The sequence below is a fragment of the Halarcobacter ebronensis genome (assembly GCF_013201825.1).
GTDB lineage: Bacteria > Campylobacterota > Campylobacteria > Campylobacterales > Arcobacteraceae > Halarcobacter > Halarcobacter ebronensis.
Map to the genome: position 1 here is coordinate 732,167 of NZ_CP053836.1, position 15,230 is coordinate 747,396.

Consider the following 15,230-nt stretch of genomic DNA (forward strand, 5'->3'; position numbering starts at 1 on the left):
TAGATGATAAATGACACTCTTTTAATGATGTTAGTTGTTGGAGTTATACTCTCTTTTGCAGTCTTAGGTATGTTTATTTGGGGTGCAAAGGGTGGACAGTTTGATGATAGTGAAAAGATGATGGGGGGTCTTCTTTTTGATAGTACTGAAGATTTAAATGATGCAGTAAAAAAAGAGGATAAGAAAAAAGAGGCTCAAAAAAGCCAAAAAAAAAGTGAACCACAAGAGTAGTTCACTTTTCTATAAATTTTCATATAGACTGATTAAAATGCAGCAATTTGTTTTGCTAAATCTTCAATGTCTGCGTCAGAAAGTCTTGCAACTTGACCTTTCATAACACCTTTCATTGCTCCACCATAAGATCCATCTTTGTAACCTTTTAAAGCAGCAACAGTTTTTTCAACTGGCCAACCTTTGATTACTTGTGATTTCCCTAGTGCAGCTTTTTCAGCAGCAGCCCCATGACATGCAGCACAAGGTGCATAGCTAGCAGCCATTAAAGATGCAGCAGCAATCATTGTTCCTAAAACAATTTTCTTCATTACGTTCTCTCCTTAAATAATAAAACCAAATTTTATCAATTTAATCTTGTATTAAGCTTATGTAGAACAATGATAATGCATAAAAATATATTATAATTTTTTAGGTGTGTAATTTAGTTAAGTTTTAATCTAAATTTGTATATAGTTATCGTTAAAATAGGATGAATAATGAGCAAAAAAGAGGCACTTACGATAGATAATTTAACTTTTGGGTATGATAAAGAGAAGTTAATTTATAAAGATTTTAATCTGATTTTGAATAGAGGTGAATTAGTATCAATAGTTGGATCAAGTGGAAGTGGGAAAAGCACTTTATTTGAACTAATATGTAAAAATCTTACTCCTTTAAAAGGAAAGATAAATGTTGGTAGAATAAGTTCAATTTATCAAGATCCGTATAACTCTTTTCATCCCTCATTTACTATTTTAGAACAATTAAAAGATGTTGTACATAAAGATTTAAAAGTTTTAAAGGAAGAGCTTAAAAAAAGGCTTGATCAGCTCTCTTTAGATATAAAACTACTTGATAAAAAACCACATGAATTAAGTGGAGGACAGCTTCAAAGATGTTCTATATTAAGAGCTTTATTAATGCAACCAGAACTTTTACTTGTGGATGAACCAACTTCAGCTTTGGATAATATTATTGCAGTTGAGGTTATGAAGTTAATAATTGAACAATTAAATAATTGTGCAATACTGTTGATTACACATGACATGACACTTGCAAAATGGTGCAGTGACAAGATTATAAATTTGAATGAAATTTAAGGATAAAATTATGATAAAAGAGTGTAAAAAGAGTTTAGTTCTTTTAAATATGGGTGGAGCAAGAAATAAGAATGAATTAGAGCTTTTTTTAACAAATATGTTTAATGATAAAAATATCTTAACTGTAAAAAGCAATTTCCTGCGATCTTTGATTGCTAAATTTATTGTAAAATCAAGAAAAGACTCAGCTTGGGAAAACTATGAAAAAATTGGAAATAGATCTCCTATAAATCCTTTAACAGAAAAATTGGTTCATAGATTAAATGATGAATTAGATGAGGTTTGTGTACATCAAGCAATGAGATATACTCCTCCTTTTGCAAATGAGGTTGTAAAAGAACTTGAAAATAAAAAAGCAAAAGATGTGATACTTTTTCCTATGTATCCCCAATACTCTACAACTACAACAAAATCTTCTGTTGAAGATTTTATTGAGGCTGCTGGAAGAAAGTTTCATATTGAGGTGATTGAACCTTTTTATCAAAATAGAACTTTTAATGAAGCTATTGTTGATACAATTAAAAATAGTGTTGAAAAGTATGAAGAGTATAATTTAATCTTTTCAGCCCATGGGCTCCCTCAAAAAATTGTAGATAGTGGTGATCCTTATGAAAAACAGATAAATGAACATGTTGAAATTTTATCTGCAATTTTAAAAGAGAAAAAGATAAATTTCAAATCTATCTCTTTGGCATATCAATCAAAAGTTGGACCTTTAAAATGGCTTGAACCTTCCCTTGATGACGCTTTAACAAAATATAGAAATGAGAAAGTTCTTATCTATCCAATTGCTTTTTTGATTGATAACTCTGAAACAGATTTTGAATTAAGTATTGAGTATAAAGAGAAAGCCCAAGAGATAGGAGTTTTAGATTATAAAGTTTGTAAATGTTTAAATGATAGTGATCTTTTTATCAAAGCAATAAAAGAGATATGTAACCTTAAATAAGGAAGTAGTGTGAGTGAAAAAAATAGAGTTTTACTTAAAATTGCAAAAGAAGCAATAGAAACTACTTTTGAAAATAAAAAGGTAAATAAAGAGAGCTATTTAGAAAATTATGATTTTTTAAAAGAACAAGAAGCAACCTTTGTAACTCTAACACTAAATGGCAAATTAAGGGGTTGTATTGGCTCTTTAATTGCCCATAGAACTCTTTTTGATGATCTTATAAATAATGCAAAAGCAGCAGCTTTTTCTGATCCTAGATTTAATCCTTTAACTAAAAATGAGTTTGAAAAAATAAGAATTGAGATATCAATATTAACAAAACCAGAGCCATTAGAGTATAAAGATTTTGAAGATTTAAAAAGTAAACTAATACCCAAAAAACATGGAGTAATTCTTCAGCTTGATGGTCATAGGGCTACTTTTTTACCACAAGTTTGGGATGAGTTATCAACTTTTGAAGAGTTTATGGTTCATTTGTGTCAAAAAGCTGGATTAAATCCGCAAAAACTCTCAACATATCCTAAAATAGAAACCTACGAAGCAATAAAAATAAAAGAGTAAAAAAATGAACTATTACAAAAGCTCTTCTACAGACTCTTCTAAACTTATATGCCTTTTATGTTCACACTATTGCGAACTAAAAGAGAATCAAGTTGGAGTTTGTGGTGTTAATAAAAACAACGGAAAAGAGATTGAATGTTTGGTATATGGACATGTAAGTGCTTTTAATATCGACCCAATAGAGAAAAAACCTCTTTATCACTTTTTGCCTGGTTCAAAATCTTTGTCACTTGGGACAGTTGGATGTAACTTTCATTGTAACTATTGTCAAAACTATGGAATATCCCAAGAGAAAAATATAGATAAATCAAACTATATTTCACCTAAAGAGATTGTTGAGATTGCTTTACAAAGGGGCTGTGAATCTATCTCTTATACATACAACGAACCAACAATTTTTTATCCCTTTGCAAAAGATATTTCCCTTGAAGCAAAAAAGAGAGGTTTAAAATCAGTTTTTGTAAGTAATGGATATGAAAGTAGTGAGGTAATAGATGATATGAAAGGTTTAATTGATGCTGCAAATATTGATTTAAAATCTTTTAATGCCAACTACTACAAAACAAAACTAGGTGGAGATTTAGAAAAAGTTTTAAAAAATTTAATACACTTCAAGAAAAATGGAATTTGGCTAGAGATTACTACTTTGCTTGTTCCAACAAGAAATGATTCTGATGAAGAAATAAGAAATATAGCAAAATTTATAAAAGAGAATTTGGGAGTGAATGTTCCTTGGCATATTTCTGCTTTTCATCCTGATTTCAAAGAGTTAACTCTTCCAAAAACCTCTTTACAAAGTCTAAAAAGTGCTTATGAAATAGCAAAAGAAGAGAACTTGAATTATGTTTATATAGGAAATATTGGTTTTGAAAACAATACTTTTTGTGATAATTGTGGCAATAAATTAATCTCAAGAGAGTATTTCAATGTAAAATCATATAGAGTAGAAAATGGCAATTGCAATAATTGTAGAAAACCACTAGAAGGGATTTTTAAGGAGTAGTTATGGGTCAAAGAGAGATGGCTGTTGCAGGAAGTTTTTATCCAAAAAGCAAAGAAGAGATAGATAAGTTTATAGAGTATTTTAACCAGAGTTTTTCTTTGAAAAATGCTAGTGATAACTTAAAGGTTAGAGCAATTATTGTGCCACATGCTGGATATATCTATAGTGGTTTTACTGCAAACTTGGCTTACAATCTCTCTTCAAAAAATAGATATAAAAGAGTTGTTGTGATTGGACCTAGCCATAAAATCTATATAGAAGGAGCTTCAATTGCCCTTTATGAGAGTTTTAAAACACCCCTTGGAGATTTAAAAATAGATTTAGAGTACTCTTTAAAACTAAAAGAAGCTTATTCTTTTTTAACTTTTATACCAGAAGCCCACAAGGAACACTCTACTGAGACCCAAGCTCCTTTTATTAAAAACTATTTTGAAGATATAAAAATAGTTGAGCTTGTATATGGAAAACTTGATTTTAATGAGTTGTCAAAATTAGTAGATGAACTTTTAGAAAATAAAGATAATTTAATAGTTATTAGTACAGATTTAAGTCATTTTTATAAACTTGAAGAGGCAAAGAGATTAGATAATATCTGTCTTAATGCTATTTTAAAAAGAGATTTAGAGCTTTTTGATAAGGGGTGTGAAGCTTGTGGAAAAGTTGGAGTAAAAGCTTTAGTTAAATCTTCAATAAAAAAAGATTTAGAGTTTGAACTACTTCATTACTGTACAAGTTATGATAGAACAAAAGATGATACAAGTGTTGTTGGATATAGTTCATTTTTATTAAAAGAGAAGGTTTAAAATGTTATTTGCCCTTAAGAAACTTATTTCAATATTTTTTATGCCTTTTTCCATCTCTATGATACTGCTTTTTATTGCACTTTTTTATCTTCTTTTAAATAGATATACAAAAGCAAAACTTTTTTTAATCCTAACATTTCTTTGGACTTTTTTAATCTCTTATGAACCTTTTTCTAACTCTTTAATAAACTCTTTAGAGACAAAATATAACTCATATTTGAATATAGATTCTAAAATAGAGTATGTCTTAGTTTTAGGCAATGATCATGAAACAGATGAGAAACGTTCTGTTGTTTCACAGATGTCAAGAACAGGTTTAACTAGATTAAATGAAGGTATTAGAATCTATAGGAAACTAGAAAATGCAAAACTCATTGTATCTGGATATGGGGGAAAAGATAAAACACCCCATGCTATTATGGCAAAAAATACTGCTCTTGCTTTAGGTGTAGAAGGGAATAATATCTTAACACAAGAAGAGGCAAAAGATACAATAGAAGAGGCAAAATATGCCAAAGAGAGAATTGGAGACAAAACTTTTGTTTTAGTAACTTCAGCTTCACATATGCCAAGGGCAATGAATATTTTTAAATCTTTTGGTCTAAATCCAATTGCAGCTCCAACAGACTATCATAGTAAAGCAAAGGTTGATTATTTATCTTTTCCTGAAGCCGCTAATATATCTAAAACATCACTTGCCTTTCATGAATATTTAGGAGAGATTTGGTTTAAATTTTCCCAAAAAATTAACTTTTATCTAAATTGACAATTGATTATTGTATAATTCGCACAAATAAAGGGTTTGCAAGATAATAATGAATAAATTAATAGAGATAAAAGAGCTTTCTTATAGATATGAAAATGTTAATGTATTGGAAAGAATAAATTTAGATATTTTAGATAATGATTTTTTAGCTATTATTGGTCCTAATGGTGGCGGAAAATCAACTCTTTTAAAACTTATACTCAATCTATTAAAAGTTAAAAATGGAACAGTAATTAAAAATATTAAAAATGAAGAGATAGGTTATGTTCCACAAAATACAAATTTAAATACAGATTTTCCTATAACTGCTTTAGAAGTAGTTTTAATGGGGCATAAAATTACAAAGAAAAAACTTTTTGGATATTGTAAAGAGGATATTGCTTGTGCAATGGATTCTCTAAAAAAAGTTGAAATGCAAGATTATGCAAATAGTAAAATAGGGGATTTAAGTGGAGGACAAAGACAAAGGGTATTTATTGCAAGAGCTCTTTGTACCACACCTAAAGTTATGCTTTTGGATGAACCCACAGCAAGTATTGATGTAAAGGGTCAAAAAGAGATTTATGAGCTTTTAAAAGAGTTAAATAAAAAAATCTGCATAGTAGTTGTAAGCCATGATATTTCAGTTTTACTAAACTATGCAAAAAATGTTGCCCATATAAATAAAACTTTAGTTTATCACCATTTAAAAGTTGATGATAGTATTGAAATCTGTGATGAACATTTATGTGAAGTTGAACTCTTATCAGCTTTAGGTAAAACAGAGATCTGTTGTAACCATACCCATGGAGTACACTAATGTTTGAGGCATTACAATATGATTTTATACAAAATGCAATAATCTCTGGAGTTTTAGTCTCAATAGCTGCTGGAATAATTGGTTCTTTGGTAATTGCAAATAAAATCACTTTTCTAGCAGGAGGAATTGCCCATAGCTCTTATGGAGGGATTGGTCTTGCAATATTTTTAGGAGTTCCTGTTCTTTTTGGAGCTACCATTTTTGCAATTGCTACAGCTGTAATTATCTCTTTATTAACATTAAAAAACAGAAATAGAATAGATGCAATTATTGGTATTATGTGGGCATTTGGAATGGCTTTGGGAATTATCTTTGTTGATTTAACTCCTGGGTACAATGTAGATTTAATGAGTTATCTTTTTGGTTCTATAATAGCAGTTTCAAAAGAGGATTTAATATATCTTGTTATTTTAGATTTTTTTATTATAACTCTTGTGCTTTTGTTTTATAAAGAGATTTTGGCAGTTTCATATGACAGTGAGTTTGCTCAGTTAAGAGGAATAAATGTAAAGTTTTTTTATACACTAATTCTTATTTTAGCCGCTCTTAGTGTTGTTGGAGCTATAAAAGTAGTTGGACTAATCCTTGTAATTGCACTTTTAACTATTCCAACATATTTAGCAGAGATGTTTGTAAAAAAACTATCTTCAATGATGATATTAAGTTCAATTATAGCTACACTATTTACTTTAATTGGTCTTTGTATCTCATACTACTTCGATATTAGTTCTGGAGCTAGTATAATAGTTGTAGGAGTTATATCTCTACTACTTTTTAAATTTTTAGGAAAAAAATGAATAAAAAAATAGAATTGGGTGTAATTAATACCCTAAAGGTAAATAGAGTTTCAGAACCTGGATTATATCTTTGTTCACTAGATGAACAAGAGGTTTTGCTTCCAAACTGTTATGTAAAACAAGAGATGAAAATAGACTCTACGCTAGAGGTTTTTATCTATACAGATAGTGAAGATAGATTAGTAGCAACTACTTTAACTCCTTATGGTAAAAAAGATGATTTTGTTTGCTTAGAAGTTGTTGATAGTACAAAATTTGGTGCTTTTTTGGATATGGGATTAACAAAAGATTTACTTGTTCCTAAAAATAGACAAAGATCAACCTTTAATGTAGGTAGCAGAAAAGTTATTCAAATAGTTGAAGATGAAAAAACTAACAGATTAATAGGAACAGAAAAGTTTGTTCTTGAGAAGTTTCCAGCAAACTTGGAAAACCATAGTGAAGTTGAAATTCTTCTTTATATGAAAACTCCTTTAGGTTTTAAAGTTATTGTAAACAATGCCTATGAAGGTTTGATTTATCACAATGAGATTTTTGAAAAAATCAATATTGGAGATAGAAAAAAAGCCTATGTAAAAAACTTAAGAGAAGATGGAAAACTTGATATCTCTTTGCAAAAAATTGGTGAAGAAAAAAAAGATGATGATGCAAATAGAATTTTGGATATTTTAAGTAAAAATGGGGGCGAAATGACCTTCACATATAAAAGCACTCCTGAAGATATAAAAAAGAGTTTTGGTTTAAGTAGAAAGGCCTTTAAAGCCTCTTTAACAAAGCTAATAGAAGAGAATAAAATAGAGCTTTTAGAGAACTCAATCAAAGTTAAATAATACCATTTGTTACAAAATTACTACATAAATTGTTTTAAGAGTAATTTTAAGTTACTAATATAAAAATACTGATAAAATATTTTAAGAATTTATAATTAAGATATATTTTAAAATCTTATATTATAATTTCGCCAATTTAACTAAGGGGAAGAGATGGCAACAACTAATCTTAAAGGAAATCCTGTAAACTTAGCAGGTACAGAAGTTAATGTAGGTGATAAAGCTCCAATGATAAATGTTGTAGGACAAGATTTATCTAATATTCAAATTGGTGGAAAAGCACAAGTTATTGTTGTAGTTCCTTCACTTGATACTGCTGTTTGTGCAGCAGAGACTAGAAAGTTTAATGAAGAGGCTGCAAAATCTGATGCTGAAGTTGTAGTTGTATCTATGGATTTGCCATTTGCAATGGGAAGATTTTGCACAACTGAAGGTATTGAAAATTTAAAAGTTGGAAGTGATTTTAGAAATAAAGAGTTTGCAAATGCATACGGAGTTTTAATCGCCGATGGACCACTTGCTGGAGTTACTTGTAGAGCAATTTTTGTTACAGATGACGCTGGTGTTGTAAAATATAAAGAGATTTGTCCAGAAATTACTGAAGAACCAAATTATCAAGCTGCATTATCTTCAATTTAATTTTTAAAAAGAGAGATTCCTCTCTTTTTAAACCTCTACACAAAACTTTAACACTATTTCTTTAAAATTCTAAATATAAACAAAAGGATTTTAAATGAATATTATTAATAAAAAATCTTGGCATATAGATGAAAAAGAAGTTACCCCTAAAGAGATTTTTGAAAAGAGAAGAACTTTTCTAAAACTTGGCGCTGCCTCTTTGGTTTGCTCTAGTTCAATAGTTGAAGCTTTGGCAAAAGAGCAGTTACCAATAAAAACTTTAAAATATATAGAGGATAAAAATCCTCAAAATCTAAAACTAAATAGCTATGAACAAATAACCTCATATAACAATTTTTATGAGTTTACAACAAGCAAAGAGGGTGTTAAACCTTTGGCTCATACACTAAATACAAACAGTTGGGATATTGTAATTGATGGGCTTGTTGAAAAAGAGATGATTTTAAGATTTGATGAGTTTATAAAAAAAGTTGATTTAGAAGAGAGAATATATAGATTTAGATGTGTTGAGGGCTGGTCTATGGTTGTACCTTGGATTGGTTTTAAACTCTCAGATTTAATAAAATATGTAAAACCTCTTTCAAGTGCAAAATATATCTATTTTGAAACTCTTTTTGATGATGAGATGTTTCCAGATCAAGCAAGAAAATATTTCTCTGCTATTTCATATCCTTATGTTGAAGGTCTAAGAATGGATGAAGCAATGAATGATTTAACTATTTTAGCTGTTGGACTCTATGGTTCAAGCCTGCCAAAACAAAATGGTGCACCACTTAGACTTATTGTCCCTTGGAAATATGGGTTTAAATCAATAAAGTCAATTGCAAAAATCTCTTTTGTTGATAAAGAACCTTTAAACTCATGGCAAAAAGAGAATCCAAAAGAGTATGGATTTTATGCAAATGTAAATCCAAATGTGGATCATCCAAGATGGTCACAAAAAAAAGAGAGAGTGTTAGGAAGTTTTTTTAAACAAAATACTTTGATGTTCAATGGCTATGAAAAAGAGGTTGCACATCTTTATAAAGATATGGATTTAACTAAATATATTTAAGGATAAATGTGAATAAAATTTTATTAATACTATTTTTACTATTTCCTCTTTTTTATCTTTTACTAAAGCTATTTTATTTTGATGATGTGGCTGATCCAATAAAGTATATATATACAATAACTGGATTTTCATCTCTTATTTTACTTCTTATTACCACTTCATTATCTTTGATAAAAAAGTATCTAAATCTAATAAAATATAGAAAAATAGTTGGATTAAGCGGATTTTTTTATGCATTTTTACATTTTCTAAATTTCATTATTTTGGATATGCAAGTAGACTTTGATTCTATCTTAAAAGAGAGTTTTGAAAAGCCTTTTATTTTTCTTGGAATGAGCTCTTTTTTACTTCTTCTTTTTATGGCATTTACCTCCTCTTCAGCTCTTTTTAAAAAGTATCATAAATATCATAAAGTAATCTATTTAGTGTTGGTCTTAACAACCATACATTTTATTATGGCTCAAAAAAGTTTATCTATCTTAGAGATTTTTTTTGTAGGAATCATTTTATTAATTGGTTTTTTTAAACTTCTACAACAGATTATTAATATAAATAATTTGAATTAGAAGAATATTATTTTTAAGTTATTTATACAACTAATTTAGTTATAGTTTTTTTAAGATATGTTAGGGAGTTGTATAGATGAATAATTGGAAAATAGGTAATAAATTAAACTTATTGATATTAATAAGTTCTTTAGTTGGATTGGTAATCACAATGATTATTTTTTCTTTTTATATAAGTGGCATAAAGATTGATGTTTATAATAAATCTGCAAATAGTTTAAACTCAATAGTGGAACAAAAACTTTTGGCAAAAGAAGAGATCTGTATATCAAATGCAATATCAATTGCAAATGATGGAAGAATCAAAGTTGCATTAAAAAATAAAAATAGAGAAGAATTAGTTTCAATTTTACAAACACTTTCTGCTGATTTTAAAAAAAATACAAATTTTAAAAATATAAAGATTCATATCCATGATGAGAATGGAGTATCATTTTTAAGATCATGGAAACCTGAAAAAAATGGTGATAAATTACTTTCAAAAAGGGGATCAATCTCAACAGTTTTTAATGAAAAAAAAGCAGTTGTTGGAACTGAAATTGGTGTTTCAAATGTGAATTTAGTTGGTGTTGCTCCAATTATTGAAAATGGTGAATATTTAGGTAGTATAGAGTTTAAAGCGGGATATAACTCAATAATCAAAGATATGAGTAAATATAATAATGCTCATCTTCTTATGCTTTTAGATAAAAGTATTGTTTTTAGTGAAAATGTAAATAGTTTAAAAAGTGTTGGAAAATATGCTTTAAATCAAAAATCATTTAATAAAGATTTTGCAGAATTTGCAGCTACTTTAGATTTAAAAAGTATTGAACAAAAGGGTTATTTAGTAAAAGATAATTATTTTGTAACACTAAAACCAATTATTGATTATTCAAATAAAAAAATTGGATATTATGTTGTTGGGGAGGATTTAAATATTGTTGATGCTTCTGTTATGGATGCACAAAAAATCATTTATATAGCTCTAACACTTATTGTTGCAATACTTATTATTACAAGTTTAATTATAAAAATCTTTTCAACTAAAATTATAATAGAACCACTTAATCAGCTAAATAGTGCAATTTTATCAATCTCAAGAAATTCAGATACCTCAAATAGAGTTGAAGTAACAAGGGAAGATGAGATAGGAAAGGTTGCCTTGAATTTTAATAGTTATCTTCAACAAATAGAGGATGGTATAAAAAAAGATGCAAAAGTTATAGATGAAGCAATTGATATTGTGCATAAGGCAAGGGAAGGTTTTTATACTTATGAGATAAAAGAGGTTGCAAACTCGGCACAAGTAGAAGAGCTTAAACAAAATGTTAATGAGATGTTAAAAGTTACAAGAGATAATCTTGCTCTAATTACAAATGCAATTATTGAGTATGGAAATGCAAAATATGAGTATAAAATTGAGACAACAAGCTCAGGGAATATTGGTTCATTAATAAAAGGAACAAATGCTTTAGGTGTATCAATCTCTGAAATTTTGTGTATGGTTGATAATACAAGTACAAGATTGGCTCAAAGTGCAAAAGAGCTTGCAAGAACTTCTGAGATGCTATCATCATCTTCTACCCAACAAGCAGCCTCATTGGAAGAAACAGCAGCAGCAATAGAAGAGATCACATCAGCAATTTCACATACAGATGAAAAAACTCAAAAAATGATGACAATTGCAAAAGATTTAGAGAGTACAAGTAAACAAGATGATATGTTGGCACATAAAACTGGTCAAGCAATGGAAGGAATTAACCAAGCAACAAATGATATAGTTGAAGCTATTACAATAATTGATCAAATCGCCTTCCAAACAAATATTCTTTCACTTAACGCTGCTGTTGAAGCTGCAACTGCTGGTGAAGCTGGAAAAGGTTTTGCTGTAGTTGCACAAGAGGTAAGAAATCTCGCAGGAAGATCTGCTGAAGCTGCTAAAAAGATAAAAGAGATAGTAACTTTTGCCCAAGAGAAAACAAAAGAGGGGAAAGATACAGCAGATAAAATGGTAGAAAGTTTCAACTTCTTAAACTCAAAAGTATCAGAAGTCGCAAGTTTAGTGACAGAAGTTTCTGAGGCTTCCGGTGAACAAAGACAGGGAATGGGACAAATCAATGATGTTATTAATCAACTTGATAAAGCAACCCAAGAGAATGCAAACTCATCTGAAAGTGTATCGCAAAAAGCTATGGCACTAAGTGAACTCTCATCAAATCTTGTATCAATTGTTGAAAGAACTAAGTTTGATAAAAAAAGAAAAGATTTTGTTTGTGATGTAAATTTAGTTTTTGATACAACAAAACTAAAACTTGACCATATTATTTTCAAAGAGAATAACTTTAGTAAAGTTGGAAATGGTCAAACTTGGAAAGTAAAAACTTGTACAGAGTGTGATTTGGGTAAATGGATAGAAAAACATGCAAATGAACCATATACAAAAAATGCTGACTGGGAAGAACTTCTTAAAGTACATGAAAATATTCACAAAAATGTGCAAAAATATATTGATGTTGATGCAAATAATAAAAGGGATAAAGAACTTTTAAATATTGCCCATGATATAGAAGATAATACTTCAAAAGTGTTTTTCTACCTTGATAAAATAAAAGAGCATAAATGTAAAAATGGCAAATTTGTAAGGGCAAGGGATGTTCTTCCAAAAGAGGTAAAAAATGCAAAAACTTACCATGAAAAAATTTTAGAATATAAAAAACAAGAATCAAAAAAAGATAGGGTATATGTCCCACAAAATGACGATTCTGACGAGTGGGAAAGCTTTTAAAGCTTTCCCTTTTTTTAACTTCATAGTAACATTAACTCTTGGTTAACTTTTCATTACTCTATTATTAATGCTCATCCTTTATAATTTCTTTATGGATTAAGAAGTTGTGCGAATTCTTCTTAATAATTTAAAAACTGCGAATTTTTAAATTTTCCAATTTGTTTCCTTGTGTGTGAAGAAGCTCCTTGAAAAAGGAGCTTTTTTTTTACCCAGATTAAAGAACATTAGTGCTAACATTCGCCATACAAAAACTATCAAAGAGTTATTCTATATATGCCTTTATCAAATCTAAATGAAGATCAGCTAAGTGCTGCAACTTGCCCTACAGGGTATAATCTTATTATTGCTAGCGCAGGAACGGGTAAAACCTCTACTATTGTAGGAAGAATTGCAAATTTAATAAACCATGGGGTAAAACCTGAAGAGATATTATTATTAACTTTTACAAATAAAGCAGCAGCAGAGATGGTTGCAAGGGTTGCAAAGTTTTTTGGAAAAGAGATTGCCCAAAAGATAATGGCAGGTACTTTTCACTCTGTTTCATATAAACTTTTAAAACAACTAAATATTAATATTACACTAAAACAGCCAAGTGAATTAAAGACACTTTTTAAATCTCTTTATGAAAAGAGAGTTTTTTATGATAGAAGTGATGAAGCAAATCCTTATGATGGGGGATATTTATACGATATCTATTCTTTATATTTAAACTCAAATGAGGGTGAAGATTTTGCAACTTGGATAAAAAATAAAAATGAAGCCCATGAGATCTATACAGCAATCTATGAAGATGTGGTAATAGAGTTTAATGAGCTGAAAATAAAGTATGGTTATGCAAACTTTGATGATTTGTTAACAATTATGCTTGATACTTTAAAAAATACTGAGTTTGATTTTAAAGAGATTTTAGTTGATGAATATCAAGATACAAACCCTTTGCAAGGAAGATTATTGGATGCCTTTAAGCCAAAATCGCTTTTTTGTGTGGGAGATTATGACCAAAGTATTTATGCCTTTAATGGTTCTGATATTGGTATTATCTCAACTTTTTCACAAAGATATAAAGATGCACAAGTTTTTACATTAAGAAAAAACTATAGATCAACAAAACCTATTTTGGATTTGGCTACAAAAGTAATTGAACACAATGAAAGGGTTTATGAAAAACATCTGCAAGTTATGCGTACAGATGTTACTATAGCCCCAAAACTTTTAGCTTTTACAGAGCTTTTCCAACAATATCATCATATCTCTGATCTAATCTCTAAAAGTAGCACTTCACACAATGAAATTGCAATTATCTTTAGGAACAACTCAAGTGCAGATGGAATAGAAGCAAACTTAAGAGAGTATGGAATTCCAGCAAAGAGAAAAGGTGGAATGTCATTTTTTGACTCTGTTGAGATAAAGTTTGTACTTGATATTTTGGTTATGCAATTAAGTCACAATGATATGATGGCTTTTATTCATGTTTTAGAGTATGGAAAAGGGATTGGAAAAGCAATAGCAAAAGATATTTTTGATGCCCTTAGCAGACTTGGAGATGGAGATATCATGAAAGGTCTTTTTCAACCAAACCAAAGCATTACAAACCCTTTTGAGACAAATAGAATCAAAAATATTCAGCTTGGACTTTTTGATGATTTTTTAGAATTGGGTTCAATCTCTAAATTTAAAGATTGTAATTTTGAAGAGAACTTTTTAAGTAATCCAATTTTAAAACATCCAAAACTAACAGTTGATGGGGCTAAATATATTTATGATTTTTATTTGCTTATTAAACAAGTAAGAAGAACAAAAGTTCCTGAATCAATGGTTGCTAGTATTGTTGGTTCAATGTTATACTCAAAAATAAAAGATATGCTTGCAACCAAAAGAGCAACTCAAAAAGATGGGAAAATAAATGATATACAAAAAACAAAAGCTTTGGCAAAAATAAATAGAAAAGTGATGCTTCTAAGAACCCTCTCTAAAAATTTTCAAGATTTGTCAAAATTTGTTAACTCTATGATTTTAGGTGGCTCTGAAATGAGTGAAGGGGAAGGGGTAAATCTTCTATCTGTTCATGCAAGCAAAGGTTTAGAGTTTAAAGAGGTTTTTGTAATTGATCTGATGGATGGAAGATTCCCAAATAGAAAACTGATGTCAAAAGGTGGAAGTTTGGAAGAGGAGAGAAGACTCTTTTATGTAGCAGTTACAAGGGCAAAAGATATTTTATACCTAAGTTACGCAAAATATGACAAAATCAAAAAAATAGACTTTATTCACTCACCCTTTTTAAAAGAGGCTGGACTTATTAAAAATGAAGAAGAGAACTAATTTTTAATAGATAAACTTCACCTTACCAAAGATAAATCAACTTTTCGATATAATCGCGAATATT

16 protein-coding genes are annotated in these 15,230 nt (G+C 29.1%); 15 read left to right on the forward strand and 1 reads right to left on the reverse strand.

Translation table 11 applies throughout. From position 1 onward, the window contains the following. Nucleotides 1-3 precede the first annotated feature (3 nt). Entirely contained in the window at nucleotides 4-231 is a 228-nt protein-coding gene (ccoS, locus tag AEBR_RS03655) for a cbb3-type cytochrome oxidase assembly protein CcoS (RefSeq protein WP_128983525.1), read from the forward strand. Nucleotides 232-263: 32 nt separating this feature from the next. Here the strand turns inward: ccoS and AEBR_RS03660 are convergent, their stop codons facing one another. Beyond that, nucleotides 264-542 carry a c-type cytochrome gene (locus tag AEBR_RS03660; protein ID WP_129088348.1) on the reverse strand — a complete coding sequence of 93 codons (279 nt, stop codon included), beginning with the start codon at nucleotides 540-542 and terminating at the stop codon, nucleotides 264-266. 168 nt (nucleotides 543-710) lie between these two features. Between AEBR_RS03660 and AEBR_RS03665 the strand changes: the two genes are divergently transcribed. From AEBR_RS03665 to AEBR_RS03730, 14 genes are all read left to right on the forward strand, one after another. Further along, the gene (locus tag AEBR_RS03665) at nucleotides 711-1,313 is read left to right on the forward strand and encodes an ATP-binding cassette domain-containing protein (RefSeq protein WP_129088349.1); all 603 of its coding nucleotides are present in this window, start codon (nucleotides 711-713) and stop codon (nucleotides 1,311-1,313) included. A gap of 13 nt (nucleotides 1,314-1,326) precedes the next feature. Next, nucleotides 1,327-2,262: a ferrochelatase gene (gene hemH, locus AEBR_RS03670; protein ID WP_129088364.1), complete on the forward strand. Its 936-nt coding sequence runs from the start codon at nucleotides 1,327-1,329 to the stop codon at nucleotides 2,260-2,262. A gap of 9 nt (nucleotides 2,263-2,271) precedes the next feature. Next, entirely contained in the window at nucleotides 2,272-2,823 is a 552-nt protein-coding gene (amrA, locus tag AEBR_RS03675) for an AmmeMemoRadiSam system protein A (RefSeq protein WP_129088350.1), read from the forward strand. Nucleotides 2,824-2,827: 4 nt separating this feature from the next. Continuing rightward, the gene (amrS, locus tag AEBR_RS03680) at nucleotides 2,828-3,826 is read left to right on the forward strand and encodes an AmmeMemoRadiSam system radical SAM enzyme (RefSeq protein WP_129088351.1); all 999 of its coding nucleotides are present in this window, start codon (nucleotides 2,828-2,830) and stop codon (nucleotides 3,824-3,826) included. A gap of 2 nt (nucleotides 3,827-3,828) precedes the next feature. Beyond that, nucleotides 3,829-4,629, forward strand: coding sequence for an AmmeMemoRadiSam system protein B (gene amrB / locus AEBR_RS03685; RefSeq protein ID WP_129088352.1), 801 nt, complete (start codon nucleotides 3,829-3,831; stop codon nucleotides 4,627-4,629). Between the two features lies 1 nt (nucleotide 4,630). Further along, entirely contained in the window at nucleotides 4,631-5,395 is a 765-nt protein-coding gene (locus AEBR_RS03690) for an ElyC/SanA/YdcF family protein (protein ID WP_129088353.1), read from the forward strand. A gap of 49 nt (nucleotides 5,396-5,444) precedes the next feature. Next, nucleotides 5,445-6,194: a metal ABC transporter ATP-binding protein gene (locus AEBR_RS03695; RefSeq protein ID WP_129088354.1), complete on the forward strand. Its 750-nt coding sequence runs from the start codon at nucleotides 5,445-5,447 to the stop codon at nucleotides 6,192-6,194. Next, on the forward strand, nucleotides 6,194-6,991 hold the full coding sequence (locus AEBR_RS03700; RefSeq protein WP_129088355.1) for a metal ABC transporter permease: 798 nt from the start codon (nucleotides 6,194-6,196) through the stop codon (nucleotides 6,989-6,991). The genes AEBR_RS03695 and AEBR_RS03700 overlap by 1 nt, the downstream gene beginning before the upstream one ends. After that, nucleotides 6,988-7,821, forward strand: a complete 834-nt coding sequence (locus tag AEBR_RS03705; protein ID WP_129088356.1) for a CvfB family protein — start codon at nucleotides 6,988-6,990, stop codon at nucleotides 7,819-7,821. Before AEBR_RS03700 ends, AEBR_RS03705 begins: the two co-directional genes overlap by 4 nt. A gap of 153 nt (nucleotides 7,822-7,974) precedes the next feature. Continuing rightward, nucleotides 7,975-8,460: a thiol peroxidase gene (tpx, locus tag AEBR_RS03710; protein ID WP_129088357.1), complete on the forward strand. Its 486-nt coding sequence runs from the start codon at nucleotides 7,975-7,977 to the stop codon at nucleotides 8,458-8,460. A 94-nt stretch (nucleotides 8,461-8,554) separates the two neighbouring features. Continuing rightward, the gene (gene msrP / locus AEBR_RS03715) at nucleotides 8,555-9,514 is read left to right on the forward strand and encodes a protein-methionine-sulfoxide reductase catalytic subunit MsrP (protein ID WP_129088358.1); all 960 of its coding nucleotides are present in this window, start codon (nucleotides 8,555-8,557) and stop codon (nucleotides 9,512-9,514) included. Nucleotides 9,515-9,522: 8 nt separating this feature from the next. Then, the gene (locus AEBR_RS03720) at nucleotides 9,523-10,080 is read left to right on the forward strand and encodes a ferric reductase-like transmembrane domain-containing protein (RefSeq protein WP_129088359.1); all 558 of its coding nucleotides are present in this window, start codon (nucleotides 9,523-9,525) and stop codon (nucleotides 10,078-10,080) included. Between the two features lie 76 nt (nucleotides 10,081-10,156). Next, nucleotides 10,157-12,847, forward strand: a complete 2,691-nt coding sequence (locus AEBR_RS03725) for a methyl-accepting chemotaxis protein (RefSeq protein WP_129088360.1) — start codon at nucleotides 10,157-10,159, stop codon at nucleotides 12,845-12,847. 273 nt (nucleotides 12,848-13,120) lie between these two features. After that, the gene (locus AEBR_RS03730; protein ID WP_129088361.1) at nucleotides 13,121-15,166 is read left to right on the forward strand and encodes an ATP-dependent helicase; all 2,046 of its coding nucleotides are present in this window, start codon (nucleotides 13,121-13,123) and stop codon (nucleotides 15,164-15,166) included. Nucleotides 15,167-15,230: the final 64 nt, after the last annotated feature.

Coding starts and splice junctions, on each gene's coding strand:
- ccoS (WP_128983525.1), top strand. CDS start 4: ATGATAAATGACACTCTTTTAATGATGTTAGTTGTTGGAGTTATACTC.
- AEBR_RS03660 (WP_129088348.1), bottom strand. CDS start 542: ATGAAGAAAATTGTTTTAGGAACAATGATTGCTGCTGCATCTTTAATG.
- AEBR_RS03665 (WP_129088349.1), top strand. CDS start 711: ATGAGCAAAAAAGAGGCACTTACGATAGATAATTTAACTTTTGGGTAT.
- amrS (WP_129088351.1), top strand. CDS start 2,828: ATGAACTATTACAAAAGCTCTTCTACAGACTCTTCTAAACTTATATGC.
- amrB (WP_129088352.1), top strand. CDS start 3,829: ATGGGTCAAAGAGAGATGGCTGTTGCAGGAAGTTTTTATCCAAAAAGC.
- AEBR_RS03690 (WP_129088353.1), top strand. CDS start 4,631: ATGTTATTTGCCCTTAAGAAACTTATTTCAATATTTTTTATGCCTTTT.
- AEBR_RS03695 (WP_129088354.1), top strand. CDS start 5,445: ATGAATAAATTAATAGAGATAAAAGAGCTTTCTTATAGATATGAAAAT.
- AEBR_RS03700 (WP_129088355.1), top strand. CDS start 6,194: ATGTTTGAGGCATTACAATATGATTTTATACAAAATGCAATAATCTCT.
- AEBR_RS03705 (WP_129088356.1), top strand. CDS start 6,988: ATGAATAAAAAAATAGAATTGGGTGTAATTAATACCCTAAAGGTAAAT.
- tpx (WP_129088357.1), top strand. CDS start 7,975: ATGGCAACAACTAATCTTAAAGGAAATCCTGTAAACTTAGCAGGTACA.
- msrP (WP_129088358.1), top strand. CDS start 8,555: ATGAATATTATTAATAAAAAATCTTGGCATATAGATGAAAAAGAAGTT.
- AEBR_RS03725 (WP_129088360.1), top strand. CDS start 10,157: ATGAATAATTGGAAAATAGGTAATAAATTAAACTTATTGATATTAATA.
- AEBR_RS03730 (WP_129088361.1), top strand. CDS start 13,121: ATGCCTTTATCAAATCTAAATGAAGATCAGCTAAGTGCTGCAACTTGC.